27 protein-coding genes and 2 pseudogenes are annotated in these 24,983 nt (G+C 29.7%); 20 read left to right on the top strand and 9 right to left on the bottom strand.

Annotated features, from left to right (window positions below; all coding sequences use genetic code 11):
• The 14 genes from KA894_RS03765 to KA894_RS03830 all read left to right on the top strand — a co-directional run bounded on the left by KA894_RS03765 (window position 1) and on the right by KA894_RS03830 (window position 10,112).
• Window positions 1–210: a hypothetical protein gene (locus KA894_RS03765; protein ID WP_210133712.1), complete on the top strand. Its 210-nt coding sequence runs from the start codon at window positions 1–3 to the stop codon at window positions 208–210.
• Entirely contained in the window at window positions 170–799 is a 630-nt protein-coding gene (locus KA894_RS03770; protein ID WP_210133713.1) for a hypothetical protein, read from the top strand. Before KA894_RS03765 ends, KA894_RS03770 begins: the two co-directional genes overlap by 41 nt.
• 11 nt (window positions 800–810) lie before the next feature.
• Window positions 811–1,266, top strand: coding sequence for a hypothetical protein (locus tag KA894_RS03775; RefSeq protein WP_210133714.1), 456 nt, complete (start codon window positions 811–813; stop codon window positions 1,264–1,266).
• A gap of 1,271 nt (window positions 1,267–2,537) precedes the next feature.
• A complete protein-coding gene (locus tag KA894_RS03780) occupies window positions 2,538–3,074 on the top strand; it encodes a pathogenicity island protein (protein WP_210133715.1) in 537 nt (178 codons plus the stop codon).
• Window positions 3,071–3,385, top strand: a complete 315-nt coding sequence (locus tag KA894_RS03785; RefSeq protein WP_210133716.1) for a hypothetical protein — start codon at window positions 3,071–3,073, stop codon at window positions 3,383–3,385. Before KA894_RS03780 ends, KA894_RS03785 begins: the two co-directional genes overlap by 4 nt.
• Entirely contained in the window at window positions 3,382–3,723 is a 342-nt protein-coding gene (locus tag KA894_RS03790) for a sigma-70 family RNA polymerase sigma factor (RefSeq protein ID WP_210133717.1), read from the top strand. The genes KA894_RS03785 and KA894_RS03790 overlap by 4 nt, the downstream gene beginning before the upstream one ends.
• A gap of 58 nt (window positions 3,724–3,781) precedes the next feature.
• Window positions 3,782–5,107, top strand: a complete 1,326-nt coding sequence (locus KA894_RS03795) for a hypothetical protein (protein WP_210133718.1) — start codon at window positions 3,782–3,784, stop codon at window positions 5,105–5,107.
• Window positions 5,108–5,332: 225 nt separating this feature from the next.
• A complete protein-coding gene (locus KA894_RS03800) occupies window positions 5,333–5,908 on the top strand; it encodes an ArsR/SmtB family transcription factor (protein WP_210133719.1) in 576 nt (191 codons plus the stop codon).
• Window positions 5,908–7,137 carry an MFS transporter gene (locus KA894_RS03805; protein WP_210133720.1) on the top strand — a complete coding sequence of 410 codons (1,230 nt, stop codon included), beginning with the start codon at window positions 5,908–5,910 and terminating at the stop codon, window positions 7,135–7,137. Before KA894_RS03800 ends, KA894_RS03805 begins: the two co-directional genes overlap by 1 nt.
• Window positions 7,138–7,233: 96 nt before the next feature.
• Window positions 7,234–7,704, top strand: a complete 471-nt coding sequence (locus KA894_RS03810; RefSeq protein ID WP_210133721.1) for a GNAT family N-acetyltransferase — start codon at window positions 7,234–7,236, stop codon at window positions 7,702–7,704.
• A 25-nt stretch (window positions 7,705–7,729) separates the two neighbouring features.
• The gene (gene fosB / locus KA894_RS03815) at window positions 7,730–8,149 is read left to right on the top strand and encodes a FosB/FosD family fosfomycin resistance bacillithiol transferase (protein ID WP_210133722.1); all 420 of its coding nucleotides are present in this window, start codon (window positions 7,730–7,732) and stop codon (window positions 8,147–8,149) included.
• 12 nt (window positions 8,150–8,161) lie between these two features.
• Window positions 8,162–8,608 carry a GNAT family N-acetyltransferase gene (locus tag KA894_RS03820; protein ID WP_210133723.1) on the top strand — a complete coding sequence of 149 codons (447 nt, stop codon included), beginning with the start codon at window positions 8,162–8,164 and terminating at the stop codon, window positions 8,606–8,608.
• A gap of 166 nt (window positions 8,609–8,774) precedes the next feature.
• Window positions 8,775–9,095, top strand: a complete 321-nt coding sequence (locus tag KA894_RS03825; protein WP_210133724.1) for a nuclear transport factor 2 family protein — start codon at window positions 8,775–8,777, stop codon at window positions 9,093–9,095.
• A gap of 135 nt (window positions 9,096–9,230) precedes the next feature.
• Window positions 9,231–10,112, top strand: a complete 882-nt coding sequence (locus KA894_RS03830) for an AbiH family protein (protein WP_210133725.1) — start codon at window positions 9,231–9,233, stop codon at window positions 10,110–10,112.
• A gap of 1,423 nt (window positions 10,113–11,535) precedes the next feature.
• On the opposite strand, the gene KA894_RS03835 is transcribed toward KA894_RS03830, so the two are convergent.
• The 5 genes from KA894_RS03835 to KA894_RS03855 form a co-directional block, all read right to left on the bottom strand.
• The gene (locus KA894_RS03835; RefSeq protein ID WP_096811031.1) at window positions 11,536–11,763 is read right to left on the bottom strand and encodes a hypothetical protein; all 228 of its coding nucleotides are present in this window, start codon (window positions 11,761–11,763) and stop codon (window positions 11,536–11,538) included.
• A gap of 435 nt (window positions 11,764–12,198) precedes the next feature.
• Window positions 12,199–12,639: a hypothetical protein gene (locus tag KA894_RS03840; RefSeq protein WP_119488056.1), complete on the bottom strand. Its 441-nt coding sequence runs from the start codon at window positions 12,637–12,639 to the stop codon at window positions 12,199–12,201.
• Between the two features lie 364 nt (window positions 12,640–13,003).
• Window positions 13,004–13,171 carry a hypothetical protein gene (locus KA894_RS03845; protein WP_096811029.1) on the bottom strand — a complete coding sequence of 56 codons (168 nt, stop codon included), beginning with the start codon at window positions 13,169–13,171 and terminating at the stop codon, window positions 13,004–13,006.
• Between the two features lie 418 nt (window positions 13,172–13,589).
• Window positions 13,590–13,718: a type I toxin-antitoxin system Fst family toxin gene (locus tag KA894_RS03850; RefSeq protein WP_269668797.1), complete on the bottom strand. Its 129-nt coding sequence runs from the start codon at window positions 13,716–13,718 to the stop codon at window positions 13,590–13,592.
• 442 nt (window positions 13,719–14,160) lie between these two features.
• Entirely contained in the window at window positions 14,161–14,373 is a 213-nt protein-coding gene (locus tag KA894_RS03855) for a hypothetical protein (RefSeq protein WP_103372913.1), read from the bottom strand.
• A gap of 192 nt (window positions 14,374–14,565) precedes the next feature.
• Here KA894_RS03855 and KA894_RS03860 point away from each other — a divergent pair, with 192 nt between their 5' ends.
• From KA894_RS03860 to KA894_RS03875, 5 genes and pseudogenes are all read left to right on the top strand, one after another.
• Window positions 14,566–14,760, top strand: a complete 195-nt coding sequence (locus tag KA894_RS03860; protein WP_096811027.1) for a hypothetical protein — start codon at window positions 14,566–14,568, stop codon at window positions 14,758–14,760.
• Between the two features lie 952 nt (window positions 14,761–15,712).
• Window positions 15,713–17,008, top strand: coding sequence for a uracil/xanthine transporter (locus KA894_RS03865; RefSeq protein ID WP_210133726.1), 1,296 nt, complete (start codon window positions 15,713–15,715; stop codon window positions 17,006–17,008).
• A gap of 196 nt (window positions 17,009–17,204) precedes the next feature.
• Window positions 17,205–17,363, top strand: a pseudogene (locus tag KA894_RS14920) (gamma-glutamyltransferase); the annotation flags it as partial.
• Window positions 17,364–17,378: 15 nt separating this feature from the next.
• Window positions 17,379–17,804 (top strand): annotated as a pseudogene (locus KA894_RS14780) (cupin domain-containing protein); the annotation flags it as partial.
• Between the two features lie 295 nt (window positions 17,805–18,099).
• On the top strand, window positions 18,100–18,405 hold the full coding sequence (locus KA894_RS03875; protein WP_096811022.1) for a hypothetical protein: 306 nt from the start codon (window positions 18,100–18,102) through the stop codon (window positions 18,403–18,405).
• A 143-nt stretch (window positions 18,406–18,548) separates the two neighbouring features.
• Here the strand turns inward: KA894_RS03875 and KA894_RS03880 are convergent, their stop codons facing one another.
• Window positions 18,549–18,968 (bottom strand): YxeA family protein, encoded by a 420-nt coding sequence (locus KA894_RS03880; protein WP_103372917.1) that lies wholly within the window; start codon window positions 18,966–18,968, stop codon window positions 18,549–18,551.
• A 347-nt stretch (window positions 18,969–19,315) separates the two neighbouring features.
• On the opposite strand from KA894_RS03880, the gene cspD reads away from it, so the two are divergent.
• Window positions 19,316–19,516 (top strand): cold-shock protein CspD, encoded by a 201-nt coding sequence (gene cspD / locus KA894_RS03885; protein ID WP_019469926.1) that lies wholly within the window; start codon window positions 19,316–19,318, stop codon window positions 19,514–19,516.
• 154 nt (window positions 19,517–19,670) lie between these two features.
• On the opposite strand, the gene KA894_RS03890 is transcribed toward cspD, so the two are convergent.
• The 3 genes from KA894_RS03890 to KA894_RS03900 form a co-directional block, all read right to left on the bottom strand.
• Complete coding sequence (locus tag KA894_RS03890) at window positions 19,671–20,843, bottom strand: MFS transporter (protein WP_119488058.1); 1,173 nt, start codon at window positions 20,841–20,843, stop codon at window positions 19,671–19,673.
• 379 nt (window positions 20,844–21,222) lie between these two features.
• Window positions 21,223–22,656 (bottom strand): MDR family MFS transporter, encoded by a 1,434-nt coding sequence (locus KA894_RS03895; protein ID WP_096823958.1) that lies wholly within the window; start codon window positions 22,654–22,656, stop codon window positions 21,223–21,225.
• A 610-nt stretch (window positions 22,657–23,266) separates the two neighbouring features.
• Window positions 23,267–24,886 carry a PucR family transcriptional regulator gene (locus tag KA894_RS03900; protein WP_096811018.1) on the bottom strand — a complete coding sequence of 540 codons (1,620 nt, stop codon included), beginning with the start codon at window positions 24,884–24,886 and terminating at the stop codon, window positions 23,267–23,269.
• Window positions 24,887–24,983: the final 97 nt, after the last annotated feature.

Genomic DNA, 24,983 nt, shown 5'->3' on the forward strand with positions numbered 1-24,983 from the left:
ATGAATCATAAACGTATAGCACATCAGATTCTAGCTCGTTTACCTACCCATGTGAACAATGTATCGAATAGGTATATTAGTGCTTTGATAAGGAAATATGCTAGAAAAGAGAAAGACTTTAACGAAATAAAACGAATTATAAATCAAAATCGAAAGAAGGCATTTAATTATGGCAAAAACAGTACAAGACAATACAATCAATATCTTTGATAATGGAATTTATGATAAGGGCGTTAGATCTAAAAAACTCAAGCAAGAATATAATCAATTAACGGAACGTATTAAAGATATCAGTCATAAAATAGAATATCATCGTAAAAATGACGATTATGCTGAAGCTACTAAATTGAAGAGACAACAGTCAGATTTAGAGAATGAGTTAGTTGAATTAGATGATAAACTTAATGAAGAAAATTTCAAAGTGACTGATGAAGAATTTAAAGAGTTCTATAAGGCATACAACGAAGAAATGTCAGAATTTAAGGCTGCACATCAAAAATTAGCGGAAGAAATGAATAATAAGCTAAATGAAGTGGCAGATATTTACCGTAAAATGGTCGAAAACAAAAATGAGGCAGGTCGACGTGTTTCTCGTGAACAATACGTTAAACAAGAAAAACTAGCGCCTAACGCAACTTACAATCATTATAAAGGACAAATTTTCGACCATGAAGTTAATTTGGATAAAGATAAACACGATACAACGCCTAGAGGTTATGCGTGGAAACTAGAGAAGAAATTAGGAGCTGTTTCTCGTGATGATTTCCAAAAATATTACTATGGTCATAAACAGTGGTAAGGAGGTCGCTTATGCTTAGAACAATTAAACAATCAGATCATAATATTAAATATAATAACGCTAAAAATCGTATTACATTTAAGGCGCTGGCTGAAGGTGCATCGGCTGAAATGAGTGATACAAAAGGTGCAGACACGACACATCAAAGTTTCAAATCCGTTGAGATAGGCAAAGGTGCTTTGGATGATGTTAAGGATAATGATAAATTGTGCGTGATGATGAATAACAATATGCAGGGAAATATACTCGCATCCATCTCAAGAGAGAACCTCATTGTTTTGAATAACAAAGGTGTATTAGGCCTAGCAATAACTGTTGATGAAAGACCTATATTGAAAGAATTTGTGAAGTTGGTACAGCAGAATAAGATTAAAAGTGTACAAGTCTACTCAGATGCTTTAACGATTCACAATAACCATATTGAAAAAGTAAATAATATTCGTGCGATTTCTATTAATACTAAGTAGTGAGAAGTAGCTTTATGACAGCGTTCATGTTATAATATAGATATTGAAGATATTTTAAATCTTTAATACTGAGCGCTCAATATTAAAGTCTAAATTAGCCATTGGGTATATTACTCCTTATTATTTTCATTAGGTTCTAGTTCTGTGTAATCTTGTGCACGTTGACGAAGGCCATCACTATTTAATTGGTGGTGGTCTTTTCTTATAAGTAACCAGATAGGCTAGATGAAAGTAAGGCTATGTTAGAAGTGGCAGATGTATTTAAGGCGTATCAATATATTAAAGGTATAGTTATAAAGAGACTGCACAATTAAGAACACAGTGATTAAGCTACCTATGTTAAAGGTCAGGCTATTAAGCATACAGCTTATAAGGTTGCTGCTTTAAGTGTGAGTATTAGATCCAACTAATGAGATAGTTCATCTAGAAGTTCCATTGTGATTGTTCATCAACATTCAAAGAGAAGAAACAAATTGTTATTGTTATTTGATTTCGAATTAAGAATGTTCAATCGATTAAGATAAATTGTTTAAGTTAATTCATTTGTTGATGTTCTTCTGTTAAGTTTGTTTGTTGATTGAGTTCAGAAGATAAAACTTTCAGTTGAAGATAAATGTTTTCTGTTGTTGAATTATTTCAATTGTGAAGTTCAATCATTAAATTATAAAAGTAAATGAGATTCCAATTACAAAACTTTGTGAATTAAATTTAAAAAACAAAAGTGAAATCGAAAACTATTTTTTAATTTGGAAAACAAAAAGTAAATAAATATAAATTAATATTATTAGATCATCATGATAAGTAACAATAATATGTTAACCAATAACTAGATGTAATGTGTTATGTATAAGTATCAATACTTTGTTTATATACAATCGTATTGTAGGCATTTAGAGAGCGTTATAGAGCATATACAAAAGGTTTGATAGCGTGAATCATAATGAGTATGAAGGACGTAAAAAACCATCTAATATGGAGAGTTATAGAGTGCTAATATAAATATATTTATACAAGAATAAGTTTCAAAATAATACATGCCAAAGAGTTAATAGTCAGTGAATATTACAACGGATGCAGCAAAACAAACGCAGATACTTTTTGGATTGAAAAATATAAATAATAATTTTAGAAAGTTTCTTGAAAATAAATTCGAAAATATTTTTAGGGGAGAAAGAAAACCCCCGTCACTCTGGGAACGGCGAACAACGAGTCGCACCTTTCTGTGACCAAATTCCCAAAATGAAAACTTTCACAAAGTCTGGAGGTCTATTATGGTTTTAAAGAGAAGTAAAAATATTCTATGGTATTACGAAGAACCTAAAATTACAGAGTACGAACTCCTAACACAATACTCACCGATGATGATTAACAGTAAAATTCGCACTATACAAGAACAGATTGATGCGATGTATCATTTGAACATGAGTCATATGTCTTGTGACGAGGTTGAGGGCGTAATAACTGTGTCATACCCTCTAGAGAAATTAGTGCTATGGATAATACAACAAAAAGATGAGCTTAATCGTTTTAAACGTAATAGTACTAAGAAACTCAATTTATTGAAAAAAATCATTCATAGCTATACACCCAGAGAACAAAAAGAAGTAATGAGATACTTTAAATCTAATGGTAGTGACAAGCCACATAACACGATAGATAAGCTACAGGAAGATTTATATAAGATACATCATCACAAGCGTTTAGAACGCAATAAACAGCGTCAAAAAGAGAGTGAAGTAATATATCAAAACTTTTTAGTCGAAACGAAAGCATCATTAAATCAAGAACGTGAGGAGTTAGTAATATGACTGATGTAGATTATCCTATTTTAGAACGAAACATGCGCAATTATCATAGCATGGTAGATACTTATAAGAATAAACCTAGTGATATGGATGAACTTCAATATATGAACCTAGAATCGATTGTAAAGGGCATTACAGAGGTATATAACAATTGTGATATAAAAGTGCAGCAGTTAATCAAATTGTCGTGGTGGAATGATAAGAAGTACACAGATAATGTAATTGCAGATGTATTAGGCGTGAGTGAACTAACTCTAAGACATGCGAGAAAAGTTATATTAAAACGTGTTGCAAAGGCAGTAGAATATGTATGAGGTATGATAAATCTACTGTAAAAGAGTTCATATTGAACTACCACAAAACAATAAATAATAATGATGCATATAATGAAGATATTGATATAGATGATTTCTTTAATGTGAACGATCAAGCAGAAACTCATGATATAGATAATAATGTTGAAGAAAGTATATTTTATAATGAATTAGAATCCGTTGTAGAGAGTGTAGCAACTGAAAAAGAACACAATTTATTTTTACTAATATGTAATGGTGTGAGCTTTGAAAAGGCAGGACATATATTTGGTGTCAAAGAAATAAGAGCTAAGCAAATGTTGAATAGATTGTTGGATAAGATAAGTATTAAAATATAGAAATCAAGTAATTTATGGTAATATATACTAGATTACAATGATTATGAGGTTACTATAGATGGAGATACTAAAAGATTTTGATTACGAAATGTTTATGATTGATGACTCTTTAAAAAAGATCGTTGATGAGATTAATGACCCAGAACAAATGGATATTATCGATAAGATTAATTATATAAGAAAAGACAAAATAAATAAATTCATTGACGAAAATGACTTAGAACAAAAATTTTCTTTAAAAGAAAAAGAAAAAATCGAAAATATAACAAAATATTTAATAAATAATAATGAATTGTTAAATGATATTCATTCTAATGCATTAGTAGAATTAAATAATGATGGAAAAATAGAATTTAAATTTAATCATAGAGACTTTCATAGGTTAGTATATACATCATCAAATAAATCTAACAAACCAAATAACAATTTTAAATTCAAATCATTTTTATATCATATATGTGCAGCTATAGAAAAATCTTTTAACAGTCTTGTCTATAATTTTTATAAAAAAGTGGATAAATCAAATAGTTTAGATGAAGTGGATATTAAATATGAATATATTAAAGAATTTTCCTCAAAAGATGAATTACAAGATTTAGCGATAGAAAAGAAAGTTAAACATATGTTTTATGGTGATTTTACTAAATGGAATGAAGAAATATTGAAAACTTTAAAGTTAAAGAAAAGTTTAGAAAAAGGTAAAAATTTTAAAGATAATATAAAGTTTATTGCAGATATGTTTGAAATTAGAAATTGTTTTATTCATAATGATGGGAAAATTTTAAGTAAACATAATAAGTTATTAAAAGACAATAGCATAATAGATGTCGATAAAAACAATGTTATTCAATTAAATGAAGAATATATTTATAAATGCATTGATATAAGTTATAGCTTTGTACTTGAAGTTACATATGAATATTATTTTACTAAGTATAGAAGTGATGCAGATGAATTGTTTGGTCAATTAAACAGTATTTTAGTTAAAAGGTTAGAAAATAATAAAGAAGCTATACCCAATGTATATTTAAAGAGCATAGAAAATGATAAAGTTAATGAGAAAAATAAAGGGTTTGCAGTTATTAATTATTGTTTGAATAAATATTACAATAATGAAGATTATATGGATGAGCTTAAGCATCATTCTTTTTTAGATGATTATTTAGACTGTAAAATGGCTAAATCTATATTGTTATTTGATAATGAAAGCTTGAAATTAGTAGAGAAATATATTGAAGATATAATAAAACATGATAAAATGAAATTGCTACTATTTTTAAACTTTTATGAATGGCCAATTATAAAAGTCGCTAAAGAAAATGATGAAAAGATTAAAGAGTTAATTGATTTTACATTCAATGAAATTTTTGGTGTAGAAAATTAGGAGGAATTAATATGGATACTAATATTAAATATATGGATGAGATTGAAGGAGTAACTTCAAAATAGTTATACTTAGCATGAAAAAGATAATATAATTATTTTGATTAATAGTCTGTCTATTTAACCACTCTTCGGAGTGGTTATTTTTATGTGCAAAATTAGATACATTGATTTAATTTAATTTATCGGTTAAAATAAATTAACCCTGATTAATGGAGGTTTTTATATGGGATATAAAAGATATGAGATTAATACATTTGAAGAGTTGAAATGTATATCAGATAAATTACGTATGGAAATTTCAATGTTACTCATTGAAAAAGAAATGACAGCTACTGAAATTGGAAAAAAGTTAGACATACCAAAAGCCAAAATTTTCTACCACCTCAAAGAATTAGAAAAATATAATATGGTGAAAATTAGTAGAAGTGAAGTAAAAGGAAGTAATGTATTTAAATATTATGTAGCTACACATAAAGGTTTTAAGGTTAATCCTACTTTATTGAATAGCTATCAAGATGAAGTGTCTAGTTCTACTAAAAGGATGATTACTTCACAAATACAAAGAACAATAGATGTTATGAATGATTATGGATTGATATATAGTGATGATCAAATTATATCTAAAACTGTTCAAGTGAGCTGGAGTAATAATCAATTTGAAGAATTTAATAAAAAAATTGAAAGTCTGATAGCAGAAATCGATGCGCAAGGAGGGGGTACAAAAAAGCAATATCATTATATAAACATTGTTGGTTTTGAGATTAGCGATAAAATATTTAATCGTAAGGATGATGAATAATGAAAGAAATCTTAAATGAAAGATATTTTATGCGTTTAATATTTGGCCGTCTTTTGACTAACACAGCAGACAGTGTTTATTTTATTACGACAATGTGGTTAGTTTATGATTTAACTAAAAGCTCATTTTTAACTGGAATGTTAAGCAGTTTAATACTGATTCCAAAATGTATGCAAATGTTTTATGGTCCTATTATTGATAACTTTAATGTTAAAAAGATGCTTGTTTATTCACAGTTAATACAGGCAGTATTAGTTGGCGTTATCGCATTATCTCTGATATTTAAATATGAAAATGTTATGTTAATCATTGTGTTAGTTGTTTTAGCTGCTTTAATTGGAGAAATTTCTTATCCAATCAGTAATAAGTTAGTACCAATATTATTACCAAAAGAAAAGATAGTTACTGGCAATTCTGTTATGGCTTTTTCTAATCAAAGTATGGACTTAGTTCTCAATACTGTTATAACAGTACTTATATCATTGATTAGTATTTATTCGTTATATATGATGAATACTATAATTTTTATAATTGCAGGACTTATATATTCAACGATAAAGTTAGTGACAAATAATAAAGTATCAAGTCAATTGAACATAAAGAAATATAGACGTTCACTATTAGAGGGGATTAAAATTGTCATGCATTCGCTATTGTGGGTTTTTTTAATTGGTGCATTTACTGTTAATTTGGGTATAGGAATGGTATATACTGCTTTGCCTGTATTATCACATTATTTTAATCAACCAATATATTATGGTTTGTTTTTATCAGCAATATCATTAGGTATGATATTATCAACATTATTTGTTAATTACGTTAAAAAGTTTCCGTTTGGTAAAATAATGGTGTTAACTTTTATTGTATCAGGAGTACTTCTTTTGTTAGGGTTTGTAGCTAATGTGAATGTATTTATTATTTTATTTGGAATTAGTTGGTTATCCGTTGGACTTGCCAATATACTTTTTTTATCTGTTAGTCAGGTGATTATTCCAGAATATTTATTAGGAAGAATAACTTCTATAACAAGTAGTGTTAGTGTCATTGGTCTACCATTAGGAAGTTTTATAGGAGGAGTGTTGTTAGAGTTTATAAATCCTATTTCACTAATTAGTTTAACAGGGGTATTTTTTATTTTTTTAGGTCTAATTTGGTTATTCTATTCAAATTTGTTTAATTTAAAACCTATAGATCAATTAACTCTCAAAGATTTCAATTTAGATATTTAAAGATAGATTGTGAATGATATTTAGACATGGTATTTTTGTTTTGAAATAATAGAATATTCTGTGAAATCATATGTAATTTTTAAGGGGAGAAATGTAATGATGATAACACTTGAAAAAATGAAGAAACAAGTTTTCGAATCCTATTATGAGGATAGTATAATTGAATATGCAGCAGAACACGTTAAAAGTGGCGATTGGGAGGAAGAGGAATCAATTGAAAGAGCTCGTACAGAATTTGAAAAGTTACTTCCAGAAGGTTTAAATACAAGTAATCAATATTTACTATCTGTGCTTTATAATAATATGTATATAGGTCACCTATGGTTACATATATTTGATGTTAAAGAACAAAAGAAATGTTTTATTTATGATATTAAAATTAAAGATACATATAGAGGACAGGGTTTTGGTACAAAAACGATGGAATGTATAGAAGAATACTGTAAAAATAAAGATGTAGAAAGTATTGGTTTACATGTATTTGGGCACAATAAGCGAGCTGTATCTTTATATAATAAAATGGGTTTCGAAACTACAAATTATCGTATGGAGAAAAAATTGAAGTGATTATATAATATGAAAGGATTTTTTTATGATTCAATCTATAAATCATGTGACCTATTCAGTGTCAGATATCAGTAAATCTATTAATTTTTATAAAGACATTTTAAAAGCAAAAATTTTAGTAGAAAGTGATAAGTCAGCTTATTTCACATTGGGTGGTCTATGGTTAGCGCTTAATGAAGAAAAGGATATACCTAGAAATGAAATTCAATACTCGTATACGCATATGGCTTTTACAATTGATGAAAGTGAATTTGGTGAATGGTACCAGTGGTTAAAAGATAATGATGTGAACATATTAGAAGGACGTAATAGAGATATAAGAGATAAACAATCAATATACTTTACTGATCCAGACGGCCACAAATTAGAATTACATACAGGTACATTACAAGATAGGTTAAATTATTATAAAGAAGAAAAGCCACATATGAAATTTTATAAATAAGTAGGTTATATTATGACAATAGAAGCAAGGTTATTTGAAGAACAAGATTTAATCAAAATTAAAGAATTGCTAGTTTTATATGAAGATTTAGGTTATCCAACAATAACAGAGGATTTAGTTAATCGTTTGAAAAAGATATACAGTCATGAAGATTATTATTTGCTACTTTTAATAAAAAATGATGTGATAATCGGGTTGAGTGGTATGTGCAAAATGATGTTCTATGAAAAGAATGGTGAGTATATACGTTTACTAGCATTTGTTATAAATTCTAATTATAGAGAAAAAGGTTATGGAACACTTTTATTAAAAGAGTCAGAAATTTTAGCAACTCAATTAGGATGTGAAGCAATTACTTTAAATAGTGGTGATAGAGAAGAAAGAGATAATGCGCATAGTTTTTATAAAAGTAATGGGTTTGAAAATAAATCATTAGGGTTCTCTAAAAATTTAGAATAAGATCGAAATGCATGAATAGGTATTGAACGCCAAGCGAACAACTATAAGTTTATTCATTTCTCGATGCAGCACAGGGGGAATGTCAGACATGAAAATTGGTTTAATAACGAGTAGAATGTTTAGTGTATTAAAAAACATAAAATATCTCTGAATAGGGTGATGTAAAATGATTGAATATGAACGGTTTCATTTGAAAAGTGAAAATAGATCTAAAAATAAAATTCTAGATATTTTGCATCCAAATTTTAAAGAGTTTGGGAAATCGGGAAAAGTTTATTATAAAACTGATATAAAGCAAACTCAACTAGATAATGATAATTATAAAATCAGTAATTTTGAAGAATATATATTGTCCGAAGATTGTATATTATGTACATATACTTTGCTTAACACAACAAATAACACTCTTACCAATCGAAGTTCTATTTGGAAATACTATGAAGATGATTGGAAGTTATTATTTCATCAAGGTACAGAAACGTATTAACAATAGAGTATAAATTAATTAGTTTCTTAATGTAGCATAGAGTAAATGTCAGAGAATGATTCGGAATAAAGTAACTATTGTTTTTACTACAATATACATACATAATTAAAAACAAAAAAAGTGATGGTGAAAAATATGACAAGGCTATTCGTAATTGGTAATGGTTTTGATATAAAGCATGATTTAAAAACGAGTTTTCAAAGTTTTAAGAATGAAGTAGCAAAAAATGATTTGAAATTATTTGAAACCATTAACGAAGCTGAAAAAAAATATAATGAACATAACCCATATAATACATCAAATGAATGGAGTGATTTTGAAGAACTTTTAAGGTATGTTGATTTCGCAAATAATAGTAGTAATTATACTGATGATTTAAAAAAATTGTTGGATCAAAATAATAATAGAAATATATTAAATAATAATAATAAAATCATTGATGATATCAACAAACAATTTAATAAATGGGTATCTAATATCGAATTGAATATTAATGGAAAGTCAAAGAAAATTAATAATGAAAATTGTTATTTATCATTCAACTATACTAGGGTGCTTCAAAAAAAATATAATATAAATAAAAAGAATATAAATCAAATACATATAAGCCAATCTTCAAGTAGACCTTACATATTTGGTATGAAAAAAATAGAAGAAGATAATAGTCCTTCCTCAAACTTTAAAAGCAGTATAGATGACATTATAAATGATGCTTCAAAAATTTTTGAAAAACCAGTGGATAAAATAATAGATGAAGGTTTAGTAAATTATAAAAATGTTACTGAAATATATTTTTGGGGGTTTTCATTATCTGATGTGGACAAACCATACATAGAAAAGATATTTGAAGATAATAAAAATACAATAGAAAAAGTTTATCTATGCAAACATCAATTTGATCCTAAGGTTGGAGAATGTTCAGAAAGCAATGATAAAAAACGCTATTATAAATTTTTAAAGGAACATAATTTTGAGGATAAACTTGAAAAATTTAATGATGAAATAAATGATAAATAGCATAAAGATAATGAAAAAATCGTTAGAATAGTAAAAGGATTATTACAAAAATTGACGAAAATGAATCAGCTCGTAATATATTAATCGTAACAAAGGCGTATGATTCTGTATTTAATAACCCCCATGTGACTAGAATAAAAAGTGCAACTAATATTGGTGGTCGTACATCATCTGTTAATACTTTTTAATAAGGATCTCACGCATACGGGAATGAATACGTAATTGAATACGTAAATATTAAAATGTTATTAATTAGTGCAAATGATGAATACAATAAAACACTGATTTATCAACTGTTTACAAGTATTACAAAGCTGTGAAAAATCACTACTTCATCGAGTGGGAATAATAGTATAGAATGATAAAACCCCTTAGGCATAGGCTTAAGGGGTTGTTTTTGTGTGGTTCTTTATCAAAGAGGATGGGTACAATTTTTTGATTACCAGATTTCGTAAAATGCTCTTATTTATTCTTTTCGAATCCGCAAATAATACGTATAAGAAGTATCACAAATATAACCGGCACAAAAATAGACACTACTAATAATGGGATAGCCATAAGTAGATCATTATAATCATATTTATAATGAATTGCCGAATTTCATAATCTGCTCCCAAAAAAGTTATATTATTTCTTTTTATAGTCATCTATAGTAATGCCATTATTCTTAACTTGTTTACTGTTTGCTCTAATTAATAAAATAGCATTTACTAGAATTAAAGTGGCTAGCGTTATTGATACTGGTAAATTCAAAGTATTAAAGAAATTTACTATTATTAAGATAATCATTAGGAGAATGTTGAGTGTGTGATGCACAATCATTGCTTTATTCATTTAAACTTTTCCTTTCTTTTTCTTTATGCAATATGCTCTTAAAATTAAGTCTACGATGTATAGTAAAATTTAAAGTAGCGTGTATGTGTACTGAAGTGCGTAGTTATGACTACTATTTGTTCTTCTTATTTTCAATTTTACTTTTACGTTTTAAAAGGTTACTTAATAACCTTGATATTTTCCATTCAAAAAAACTTGCTATAGCTACAACTATATCTATTGTTTTAATCACTAAACCAATAAGTATATCCAATTTTAGAACCTCTTTATATTTTTATGGCCATTTCGTACAATGTGTTCGATTATAGACACGTTAATTGGCTATTTAAAATAACTTGAGTATATTGCAATACCAATGAAAGCAGGAGCGATAAACCCATTACCAATGAAAGCGATATAAAATGTTTTCTTAGTCATAGGTCTAAGGCCGTTGGGCTTTACTTATTTTTTATTTTCCCAAAGAAATACGAATGTCCAAAAATAAACATAACCCATTATAAAAATAACCCCTAAAACAATAGCGACTGGTAAACGCATAGTAAATATCCTTTATGTATCATCAATTTAGTTTTTATTTAATGACACGGTCTCACCTTGAATTGTTTTTGGTTTTAGAAATCATATATGTATTTAAAAATAGTGTTAACATAGATGTAAAAATCATTAAACTGAATATAGATAAAGATAATGCAAGTATACTATCTTTGGTTAATATATTATAAATTGATAGTGCGATAAAAAATATATGCATAGGTAAGATAGTGAGGAAAATTGCTTTAATATTTGAGTTGCTTGTTCTCAATTTATCGTCTTTCATACCAATGCTCCTTGTCGCTTTTTAATAAACTACTTTGAAATAAGGCGTGTGTACGCAGAAATTCAAAGTGGTTTGTTATTTGATTTATTGTGCTTTATACTTACCTTTTTCCTTACGTTTAAATAGCTTGCCAATATATAATAAACTTTCTGGGATGACGCTCAATATGAAATCAATTGCTTTTATTAATATAGCTATGATCGTTTCTAATTTAAGACTCCTTTATGAAAGTGATTATTATGTCGTTTTATGTAATTTATTCTTGAAATATTTCGCTTCAGCATATAGCACAAATTACTACAAGATATGCCATTTGATTGATAGAATGCTACCATTTTTCAGTAACAGAATAGGTTTGCTAGTTCAGAACGATTTAAATTCTTTTTGTAACGCTCATATTATAGATCAGGAGCATGAACGAAATTAAAGGTAGGTTTAGTAAAGCCAATGTAGATTTTGTGTTTCTACAGTGTTTAAGTTAAATAATTTTGGATGGCCATTTATTCGTTCTTTGTAATAGGAGATATCCTTTGTATTTCTAACTAAAATATCCATGCCAGAGGGTGTGATAAGAGTGGCGCTAAATTTCATAATTAATAGGTCTGAATCTAAATATAACACCTTCCACTTACTAGTAAATGGTTTTAACCATCCTTTGCCTCTCCAAATAAATGACTCATTACGAAGTTTGTCATAGCCAGTAATACTTTTCAATTTATGATTTTTCTTATATTCTACTAAATCATTAAAAATGAGTGGAACATCCTTATGTAATGAATAAGTAATGGTAGGATTTTTATTTTTATCCGATTTCCACATGCTAAATGAAGTAGCAACAATTTTCCATTTTCCAGGAAGGTGTTTTTTATAATTCATAGGCTGTCACCTTTTCGCTAATTAAATTTGATTTTACAGCTAAACGCGGTACCAAAACTATAACAAAGGCATAGTTTATTAAGGCTTGCTTACCAAGTAGGATTATTTATGTGTATCTTCTATCGACAGACCATCTTCTCTTACTTTTTTACTATTAGTTCTGAATGAAAGCATAGCATTACTGAAAAATACAACGGTTTATATGATCGAAGTAGTTAGACCGCCAATATCTAAAAAATTCAAAGCGATTAGCGTCATCATAAGTACAATGTTGACTGTGTGGTGTAAGTATATCGCTTTATTCATTGTTTCCCCTCTAAATAAATGTTTGAATGGATCGCCATGACTAATCAATCTTTTAATTTCAAGATTGCGTTTTAACTTTATTATAAAGTATACCTACGCCATAACCACTGTAACCTATTTGATAATCAAATTTGAGAATTTCGATATAAGGGTTTTCTTCTAAAAATTCATTTACTTTTTTATTTAAGCCTTTTTCTGTCATCGCAGTAAAGTTTATAAATTTCATATGTGAACTCCTTTGCTATTGCTTGTTATTTTTATTATATTATACTCTGTTTTACCAAATTATTGTGCACAGTTTAAACCTAAAACTAATTACCTTAAACCATAACAAAATGTAAAGATTTAGCATAGTACTATTATTTTTGAAGGTATCATGAATAGCTTTCGAATTTTTGACCAAATCATTGGACTAGGGGTTTTTAATTTTTGTTATTAAATCGCTATTTTAATAGGTGTCTGACAAGAGGAAATACAGTCATTATTTATTGTGAATAATATCTTAAAGTGATTTGTATCGTTAACATAGAGAAGTAAACGTCAAAAAACGAGATGGTATAGTTGTAAAAAAGAGATATGATGATGGAATGCTATACCATTTTGCGTTCACCAGCCCCATCACGCGGTGCGATAGTGAGGGGTTTTTAGGTGTTGACTGATAAAGCCACCTGTTTTTCCTTCTTGTTGTGATTGCACACCCAATGCGTAAAATATGAAACGATACAACCGCTAATTGTTGTGATAATGATATGAACAAAGATGTTCATCAGCATAGCACCTCATCTCTACGTCAATTTGACGCCTGAGAGATAAGCGATTTCATTATTATACTGTCTTTAAATGAGAAAAATATTCCGTTTTTGATAAATGGGTTTGTACTCCATTTTTCTTTCTGTAAAACTAACTGATTTTAGTGATAGAAATAGAATGAACCACTTCCATAAAAACCAACTTGAGCAGGTCATAAATATTTAAAATTTAGGGGATAGCTAAATACGAATGAAGTATTTTCAAAAATATAAAGCGCTAGAAAAAGTATTTTTCCGGATATATTGTATTGAGAAAATAGTTTGCTCAGATAGAAAAATCCTGCTTTATTTAAAAGGTAAAGCATCAAACATTAACTTAGTATAAATATAAATAAAAGTAAATCTGCCACTAAATATCTTTACTCATTAACGTGCAAATAACTATACACTCAATTTTACTTACAAATTAGAAAATAGACATCTTCACTAATAATATATAAAACCCTATAGCCATGATGGCATATAAACACCACATAAAGCGAAATTGTTTACCATTCATAGGTGCTGCGTCTTCAGTTCTCGACTTTTTAATCAGCTTATTTTGTAATAGTATAGTTGAATTTGAAGCTGATACATAAACGAAAACAATACCGAAAAGTACGAGTAGCAATGGGTCCATATTAATCCTCCAATACCATTAAATTAAGGTGAAATATTTATAAAGTTTAAAACATTTAGCATTCATTTTAAAATAACATAGATAGTGTTCAATGATAATAAATATTTAAATTAATATTTATAACATATTTGTTTTTAAAAAATATTATGGTAACATGTGGGTTGAATTAAATGACACGCAGGGGGGTACATCATGGGTTTAGTACTATGGATTATCGTTTTAATTGTGAATTTTGTGGAAGCTTTGTATTTGTTAGTTCAGTACATTAGATTGAAAATGCGTAACGCACCAGACCAAGCGTATAAAGACTTAGTAAGTTCACCACTGTGGTTGCTCTCATTAATTATTTCAATTATATTATTTATCATTGGAAATATATTAAGCTAAAAATAAATGAGGGGTGACGAGATGGGATATTATTTTACGGGAAATAAAGTAATCATATATTTATTAACTTTAGTCTTATTACAAAAAATTATTTTTAGCGTATTTGGTATTCAAGGATTTTCCATAATAAGTTATGTCATACATATTTTACTGATCTCGCTAGGGTTAGTTATCATTGGTATCTATTCGATTTTTAGAAAACTTAATCATTAGCCTACAGATTTCGCGTTCATTTTGTTATAGGAATGATACTTTATTAATATAACGCAATGTGGAGGTCTAACATGAAATTATCATCTATATGAATCAGTATCATGACGGGATGAATTATGTTTTTAGTAACCTTTTACACGGGTAACCAAGATTTATTAACCTCAAGCATAGTAGGCGTTGTAGGTTTAATTGGAAACATACTGATAGGAATTGATGTCAAAAAGAGATTGTAGTTATTAACATTCTAACAATGGCAAACTTGGGGCTAGGACAAATGATAAACTGTACACAGTCAAGCTCGGACAACTAAATAATTAAAATAACTTAACGGTCGCATTCATAGCTAAGCTATGGATTCGGCCATTTTTAATGTTATTCGATTAGTATTATAAAAATAGATATGATTAGTTAATTCAATTACTGCGTGTTCATAATTTTTAAAGATAAAATTCTTTTTACCTTTATAGGTTTCACTTTTCAGTGACTACTTTAAAGGGAGCATACCATGGATGTCTCAGACTTATATTTTTGTGGAAAGTAAATAAATATTAAAGGTGCGATATCATGCTTTCTTTTAACCTGATTTATCATTTTAGATGCGTGAGATTGACATTTAATTTTCGAAATAAGACGTTAGTTTGATTACTATCATTTTTATTACATTTGTTTATTAAAGCAAACTAGTCATGTTTTGAAAAATTGTAATACGTCAATATCTAAATCAAAGGGGGAGATTGGGATGGATAAAAATCTGAAAGATAAAACAAATTGGCTAGGGGGATTGCAATGGTTTTTCTTCATCTTTGCAAACATTGTAATCATACCTCTAACGATTGGAGAAGCATTCCATTTAAGCCAAGATAAAGTAGTCGCTACATTACAATATTCATTTGTGATTACTGGGATTGCTTGTTTGTTTCAAGCATTTTTTGGACATCGCAGAGCAATTATGGAAGGCCAATCCGGTCTATGGTGGGGGATTATTTTAACGCTAGTAACCACATCTGCTGCTCAAGGTATATCATTACAAGAATTGGGCGGTAGTTTAGCTGTGGGCATTTTTATTTCTTCAATTATTACCATGCTCATTGGATTAACTGGCCTTGGCCCGATGATTGCAAAATGGTTTAATTCTGGGGTCATGGGAACGTTTATGTTACTTTTTGGATTTACATTAATTAATATCTTTTTGAAAGGTATGCTTGGACTCCCGTTTGGGAACCAAACTTCTAAAATTGATTTACCTATTGCGTTACTTTCATTTATTATCGCGATTATCGTAATTATTTTTAATATTAAAGCTTCAGCAAACATTCGTAGTTATGGCCTTTTAATAGGTATTATAATAGGCTGGATTGCCTTTGTACTTATTTTTGGTACAAATAAAAACATGGGTAGTGCATCATTTAGCTTTACATGGTTCCCTTTAGGTCATCCTACGTTTAATTTGGGCATTATTACGACTGCGGTGATAACAGGTTTGTTGAACTTAGCAAATACATTTGGTGCTTTGAAAGGTACTGATGATATGTACGAGAAAGAAACGACACGTAAACAATATCGCCATTCTATTACAATTAGTGGTTTTTTTACTGGTATCGCCGGGTTCTTAGGTGTTGTGCCTTATGCATCATTTGTATCCTCAATCGGGTTTTTAAAACAAACACAAATTATTACTAAGTTGCCATTTATTATTGGAAGTATCATCTTTTTATTAATTGGTTTGATCCCTCCTATAGGCGAATTTTTCTCAACAATCCCGTTGAGTATAGGTAGTGCAGTATTATTTGTTGCATATTTACAATTACTTAATTCTTCATTTGATTTCTTTAAAAAATTAAAATTTAACTCACTTAATATTTACCGTGCAGCGATTCCAGTGTTCGTTGGGACTGTAGTTATGATATTACCTCCAGAGACGTTTTCATCTATTCCAAGTATTATTCGTCCGATATTAAGTAACGGCTTATTAGTCGGTATTATTTTATCTTTATTACTAGAAAATATAATTCAATGGGATAATATAAAAGAATAAAATGTTTTGAAAATTTTTAAAACGGATAGATATAAAATAGGTTCTTTATAAGGGGATGAGGAATATGGATAATATGATTGATCCACGTATTGGGCAACCATTTGTTTCCAAAAACGCAGCTGTTGCATCGCCTAATAATTTAGCAACGGTAGCAGGAAACAAAATTATGCAACAAGGTGGAAACGCAATTGATGCTATGGTGGCGGTGAATGCCACATTAGGTGTCGTGTTCCCGCATATGACTGGAGCTGGGGGAGATGCTTTTTGGCTCATTTACGATGCTAAGACTCAGCAACAATACGTTTTAAATGCTAGTGGACATTCAGTCAATGATGTAGATATTGAGCATTATCAACAGCAAGATTTTATTGATAATAGAGGGGTCAACGCAGCAATTACAGTACCTGGCGCTTTAGTTGAAGTAGAACCAGGTGGCATTAGAGAAATGCACTGGCATCCTAATGCTTCAGAATGGCAGTACTATATCCAAGGTGAAGCAAAAATGACTGTCTTTGCTGCTGAAAGCCACGCGCGAACGTTTAATTATCAATCAGGAGATGTAGGCTATGTGCCATTTGCGATGGGCCATTATGTCCAAAATACGGGAGATACAACGTTGCGTTTCTTAGAAATGTTTAAAGACGATCACTTTGCCGATGTATCATTAAATCAATGGATGGCTAATACGCCTAAAGATTTACTGAAAGAACATCTACCTTTAGACGATGACTTTATCGAAAATAACTTGAGCCATGACAAACACCCTAATGTAAAATTCGATAAACAAGATGAATAAATTGGATGTCTAAATAGCGTTTTAGACCTCTAGCCTTCATGACTTAAGAGCGGTGTAAGCAATCAAATCTGAACTTTGTGTTTCTATTCCGCTCTTTTTGATTACTGATATTTAAATTAAAAAATTAAATTAGTGAGCATAACGTTTAAATCTTAAATTTGGGGTAAAATTGTAATATGTAACTTTTATATTTGGTGAGATAGGTTTGTATTTTACTGGAGCCATCTAAAATATAAATGTATAGAATGACCAATAAAGATTAAAAGTGATGTAACAATTGACGGGGGGTATAACAATGGTTAATGCTTATAATAAAGAGATTAAAATAGACAGAACAGATGAAATTCGCTCAGACGAAATTTCTAAAATGATAGAAGAAGGCGGACTTGGCGCTGATCAGTATTATGTTATCGATAAGCATCAAGCAGGTCACAAAAAATTGGTGGAGAATATCGATCAATTTCGTGAAGAATTAACGCAAATGGGCAATGATGAATTAGTAGACGTGTTGATTATTAACACACAGGAAAATACAAGTTCAAAGTATAGCCAAGCATTGATGATTATTAAACATGAAATTGTTAAGAGAATGAACACATAAAAGATGGAAACATAAAAATAACCCCACACTATTAATATTAGCGTGGGGGTTATTTTATGCATAAAATATTGATGTTAATCTGATTGAGTGGAAAGAAAACAATAAGTTGTTTTTAAATTTAGAATACAGCAAGGTTTGTGACATCACTGCTGGAGTTTATTAAGTGCCTTTTTAGGCACGTCGTGTTTAGGGATTTCTTCATAACTTTGTACGTGGCCAAGTTTAGCTTCTAACTTCAAGTAATGATTGGTTTTTAATGGTCTGTCATCAAAAGAATTGAAATCCATTGATTGTTTATTGCCTTTTGTATTATATCCATTCTGTTTATAATTATATGTGGTTATTCTTTCTCCATCGTCCATTTTTCTATGCGTAACTTTAGATGGTTTTTGCGTTTTTACATAATAATCCTCGTTTTGAATCAGTGGATTTAATTTTGCGAAATCTACTACACTGGCATTATCTGAATTTTTCTCTGCGTAAACTTTCCAAACAAAAAGGCCAACAAAGATAATTACAATTATAATAATAATACTCATCAGTGTTTTTAAAGGTTTATTCATATCTATTACCTCCTAAAAAGTGGTTAATTATAATGTAAAATTTATTTTCTTATTTTTCTATAATTTGAAGTAACAAAATAAGCATTTCATATAACAATTTTGTCATTCCTCTTTTGGTTATGAAAGTGAATATATCATTATCAACTTATTGTTTTAATAAAAAAACAAGTGCAAAACTTACCTATTTACAAATAAGGGTATACAAAAGCTAGAGTATTCGTTATAATAGGAATTAAGTAATTTAGTTCGTGAAATTGATTTGTAGTTTTATTCTTTTGAATTTACTCCTTTTGATTTTTTAGACAGATTACAAATATTCGTGCAAAAGCACATGGAGGATTTTTATTATGAATAACGGTACAGTTAAATGGTTTAACTCAGAAAAAGGTTTTGGTTTTATCGAAGTTGAAGGTGGAAACGACGTATTCGTACACTTCTCAGCAATCAACCAAGACGGCTACAAATCATTAGAAGAAGGACAAGCTGTTGAATTCGAAATCGTTGAAGGCGACCGCGGACCTCAAGCAGCTAACGTTATCAAATTATAATAACGCATAAAAAAGACGGGCACCGCTCGTCTTTTTTTATGTGTCTTAAATTAACTTTTAGGCACATTATCATGATTTGAACTATAAAGAAAAAGATGACTATATTACGGAACACTTCGTAATAAGTCACCTTTATGGGTGCGAAGATATGAAATCAGCTTGTGAGTTGTGATTTCTGGTTCGCATCTATTTTTTTGTTTCTAATAATAATGAATATAACATTGATTATACTGGCTAAAATACCAATTATTAATACATAATTTGATCCTAATCCTGTAATAAATAAACCACCTATAAAAGTACCTACAGTAGTACCAAAGTTGACAGCAGATAAATAGATACCGTTAGACAAATCAGGCGCATCAGGTGCGGACGAAGTAACCACGTATTGGGTAACGTTAGCAGAGATACCGGCCAGTGTTCCCCAAGCAATCGAAATAATCATCATTGGTATTAAGAACGAACCTAAACCAAACATAATAAGATAAATGACGATAAGTGCAAAAGGTAATGCTAGTATTGCTTTTTTAGGTATACTTGAAAGTAATTTACCAGCAATGATATTACCGATTATATTGGATGCACCATAAAGGAATAATATAATTGAAACAAAATCACCTGGTGCTTGCGTTACGATATTTAAAAAGTCTGTAAAGTAACTATAAACGCCAAATACAGCAGCGTTAAAAAGCGTGGATACTAGTATGGAAATCCATGTTAATGGACGTTTTAAAACACGTAATTGTGTACCATAAGTGATTGATGCTTTAGCAGGCATTTTTGGAACATAAATAAGTGTTAAAACAAGTACAGCAATATTAACAATAGCAAAGAATAATAGCGCAATTTGTAGGTTGAATTGTGTTGCTAAAAAGTTAACAATCGGCACCCCTACAACCATACCTGCTGAAACGCCGATGAATACACGGGCTACTGCTTTTGGTGCGTTTTCCGGTTTAACAGAATCAGAAGCTACTGAAAAAGCGAGTGAGATATAAACGGGATGGAAAATCGCCGGTATAATTCTTACGATTAATAAAACAGCAAAGCTCGTTGTAAACACAGAAACTAAGTTACTGATAACGAATATAACTAATACAATAATCATGACTTTTTTGCGTTCTACTTTAGATAATAGCAATGGCATGATCGGGCCGGATATGGCAATACCTATTGCAAATATTGAAACTAACCAACCTGCAGTAGAGGTAGTAACATCAAACTGTCTAGCAATTTCGGGTATTAAACCGATAAAACCCATCTCAGTATTTAATATACCAAAAACACCTATTGTTAGGATGAATATAATGAATTTGTTATTTTTCAAATCGATACGCTCCTAATTTAATAATTAATTATAGTGTAAAATTGATTTTTAGTTATAACAAATACTTATTGTTTATTTCTAGTTATTCACTATACGAATAACTATTTTTATAAATATTGGAAAGAGAAATTAATATATCAAGTAGTTTGAATATGTAGTTGTCGCTCTATATTTTGGGTTTAAGTCACGCTTAGAAAGATTTTTAGAAAGTTTTGAATTATAAATGTAATCAAGCAAATTGAAAAAGGACTAAACACTGTTAAATCAATGCTTAGTCCTTTTCGTCGGTTCTATTTTTACAAGAATACAATTTTTGAAATTTTCTTTTTCTATGGATTGCGTCCTTCGTTTTTATTATTTTGTTATAAATCCTTTAATATTATATTTCACGTGTATTTTCTGCTTTATTTTTTGTTTTTATAAGTAACGTTAAAATAAAGCCGATGATTAATAATATCGTAGTGAATGCAAATGCTGCATCAACACCTAGTACAGTCGCTTGTTGAGCAATATCAGTTTTTGTCTGACCTGGGCTAGGTGAATAATTAGTACGGACAATCGCCATAATGGTAATCATAATGGCAGTACCTATCGCGCCTGCAATAATTCTTAAAGAATTCATAATAGCAGTGCCGTGCGAAATATTCTTACTTTCTAGTGCATTAATGCCAATTGTATTAAGTGGCATAATAATGAGTGCTACAGCAAACATACGCACCGCATAAATGACAATAATGTACCAATAAGGTGTTTCTGAAGTTAAGAAACAATGGAGTATCGTCATAATAATTAACAGTATAAAACCAGGGATGGCTAATACTTTTAGTCCATATTTATCATATATTTTACCTGTGTAAACCGACATAAAGGCGTTGACTACTGCGCCAGGTAAAATAACGAGTCCTGAGAGTATTGCAGAGAGTCCGAGTCCAGATTGTACATAGATTGGAATTAATAACGCTGGACCAACAATACCAATAAATAACACCATTGAAGCAAATGATGATAGTGAAAATGTACGGTTTGCAAATACGCGCATATTTAATAGTGGATTATCAATTCTAATTTGTCTTGTGACGAAAACTGCAACAATTAGGATACCTACGATAAGTGAGATAATCACGATTGGTGATGAAAATCCTAAATTTCCTGCACTACTAAAGCCGTAAAGCATTAAACCGAAACCGAGTGTTGAATACACAACAGAAGTTTTATCCAACTGTGTATGTTTTGTTTCGTTGTTACTTTCCACAAAAATTGCACCTACAATGAATGCAATGATAGCAATGAGCGCTACTACTATAAATGGTGCTCTCCAACTAAATGTATCGATTAGGAAACCAGTTAAAGTCGGACCGATTGCGGGTGCTGATTGAGCGACGATACCAGTTAGTCCCATTGCAAATCCACGTTTTTCAGCTGGAAATAGCGTGAATACAGTGAACTGCATGAGTGGTAATAGTATACCTGCACCAATAGCTTGGATTACACGTGCAAACATAAGTAATGCAAATGTAGGCGACAGTGCTGCTATGATAGAACCGACTAGGAATGCACTCATAGAAAAGATATAGAGTGGTCTCGTGTGGAAACGATCCATTAGAAAGGCTGTTAATGGAATCATAATACCATTAACTAACATAAATCCTGTTATTAACCATTGAGCAGTGGTATCAGTTATCTTTAATCCCGTGATAATGGCTGGCAATGCCGTGTTAAGTAATGTTTGGTTTAACATTGCTACAAAGGCACTGCTGAGCATAACTAATATAATGGTATTTCTCTTTTTGTTAGATATAACATTCTCCGACATTATAAATACATCTCCTTTTTATAACATCCCATCGATAAATTTTAATCACTTTAAGTTAGCAAAGCAAACCATTCGGTTTAAAAAACTAATGTTTTTTTAAAATTATTTTTACGAAAATAATATGCAAATAAAATAGGTCGGAATCTGTTGTCTTTTTTATATTATGAATAATAAAATAGTTACGTTGGAAGAGATAGAAAAATTTACTTAAACAAGATGCGTCAATATATAAATAATGAAGTAGATAAGTTACAAATGAAGCTTTTACGGCGTGTTTGTTTAGGGGATCGTGCCAAGCCATCACTCCATATCTTGTTTTCAAATAGGTTAAAAAGCCGCTTTTTAATTTATTGAGAGAATTGCACTTATGTGTGAGTTTAGTTTTCCAATTATTTAACTTGGACGTTTTTTATATAAAAAAAGAGACCCGTTTGGGTCTCTGATCGCTTTATAAGCGCTAAAGCGGCTGTGTCATTTTATCTAAGCGTAACTTTACCTAATTGATACAACATACGCTTTTTGAACCTGTGTGGCTTCTGTTATGCTCTGCTTGCGTTACAATATATTGAAACCGTGTCAGTTTCTAGTTCGTCTTCATTATGTTGAAACGTTAATCAAAGTGAATCATTTCTGATACATATAACGCGATACGTATATTTAATGAATGGACAGGATCTTCAATATTAGTACCAATCATATTACTACATTTATTAATTCTATATTTTACAGTATTTCTGTGAATAAATATTTTATCTGCTGTTTTCGTAATATCACACTGATTATCCATATAAACTTTTAGCGTTTGTTTTAATTCCACATCTTTCTTTGTTTTTGGATAACTCAACGGTCCAAGCGTATGTTTAACGAATGGTAATAACTTTTCTTGTGGAATCAATTGTAGTAGCTCTTGAATATCTTTGGAATGATATTGTGAGATAAATGCTTTTGTGCCGCTAGGTAATTCATTTTCAAAGGCTTCGTTAGCTTCGAAAAATGAAGAAGGCAACTGTGAAAATTCTGTCACTTCATTTCCGATACCAAATGAAATGCTATCGTCAAAATATTCACTGTAACTTTTTTGGATTTTTTTAAGGTATTCATAGTAATATTCATGGCGATTTTGTAATAATACCGCAAACCGATCATTACTAGGTAATTTATAAACACTAATATAAGAATCGATATCCGTTAATTTATGCTTTAACCAAAGGAAGGTGAGGTGATGACGTTCATTCAAATAGTAGCTATTTTCTAAATTATTTTTTTCATCTATACCACAAATGATAATTTGATAATAATCAGAAGGATAAATATAGTACTGTCTTAATAATTCAGAATGCTTTTTAATAGAAAGCGTTTGATCATTTTGATTATTGACTAATGATTCGAAAAATCGATTGATATCATTTTCTTCCGCTTCTTGAATCTTTGTATTTTTGTACAAAGCAAAACTCAACACACTGACAACTTGTTCGATGGTTAATAAACTAAATGGATAAGATAATTTATTAACTTGAGAAACCATTAAATAATATGGGAAATAAGTGTAACCTAATACTTTAAAAATGACATGATCTCTATTTTCGAAGACTAAATTGTTCTTGTCATATGTGAGTGCATCTTGGTAGTGGTTCATGAAATATTTGATATGTTCAGTCATTAAAGCATTGCCTTGTCTATAATGACGGCTATACGCTTCAGGCGCTTTGAAAGGATCAAATAAAATAATCGGTACGCCAAGTAATTTACTCATGCGATCGATCATTGTATCGATACTAAAGCCCTTGATTAATAATTGATTTAATTCTTGTTGTACCTGTAAAGCATAATTCAGTTTACCTGTTTCAGAATCTGATATAAATGAAGAAATTTCATGCGTGATTTCACCTAGATTCCAACTTTCAGGAATTTCAATTAATGGAAACTCGATTGAATCAGCGAAATCTATGACATCTTGATTGATTTCATGTAAAAATCTTGAAACTTTAATACCTAATCCAGCTGTGTGGATATCATTTAAGTCTTTAATTAATTTTTTTAAGTTATCCTGATTATCTTGAAATAATACGCCTGTCGTTAGAATAAAAGAATTACTCGATGTGAAATGTTTGATATCATTATTTTCAGTGATGTCTAAATTGGTTACTTCTGCTGATAAATCTCCGTTGTTATTGATTAATTTTAAACCTTTAAATTGGGGAACGGATAAAATTTCATTTAGGGTAGTCATCATAATGTCCTCCGTTTCGAATTAACACTAACATAACGCATGCTAATGTGTATAAATATATATAATGATTCAATCTATCTATAGCAAAGAATTTTGT

It is taken from the genome of Staphylococcus sp. GDY8P131P (assembly GCF_017891975.1).
Classification (GTDB): domain Bacteria; phylum Bacillota; class Bacilli; order Staphylococcales; family Staphylococcaceae; genus Staphylococcus; species Staphylococcus nepalensis.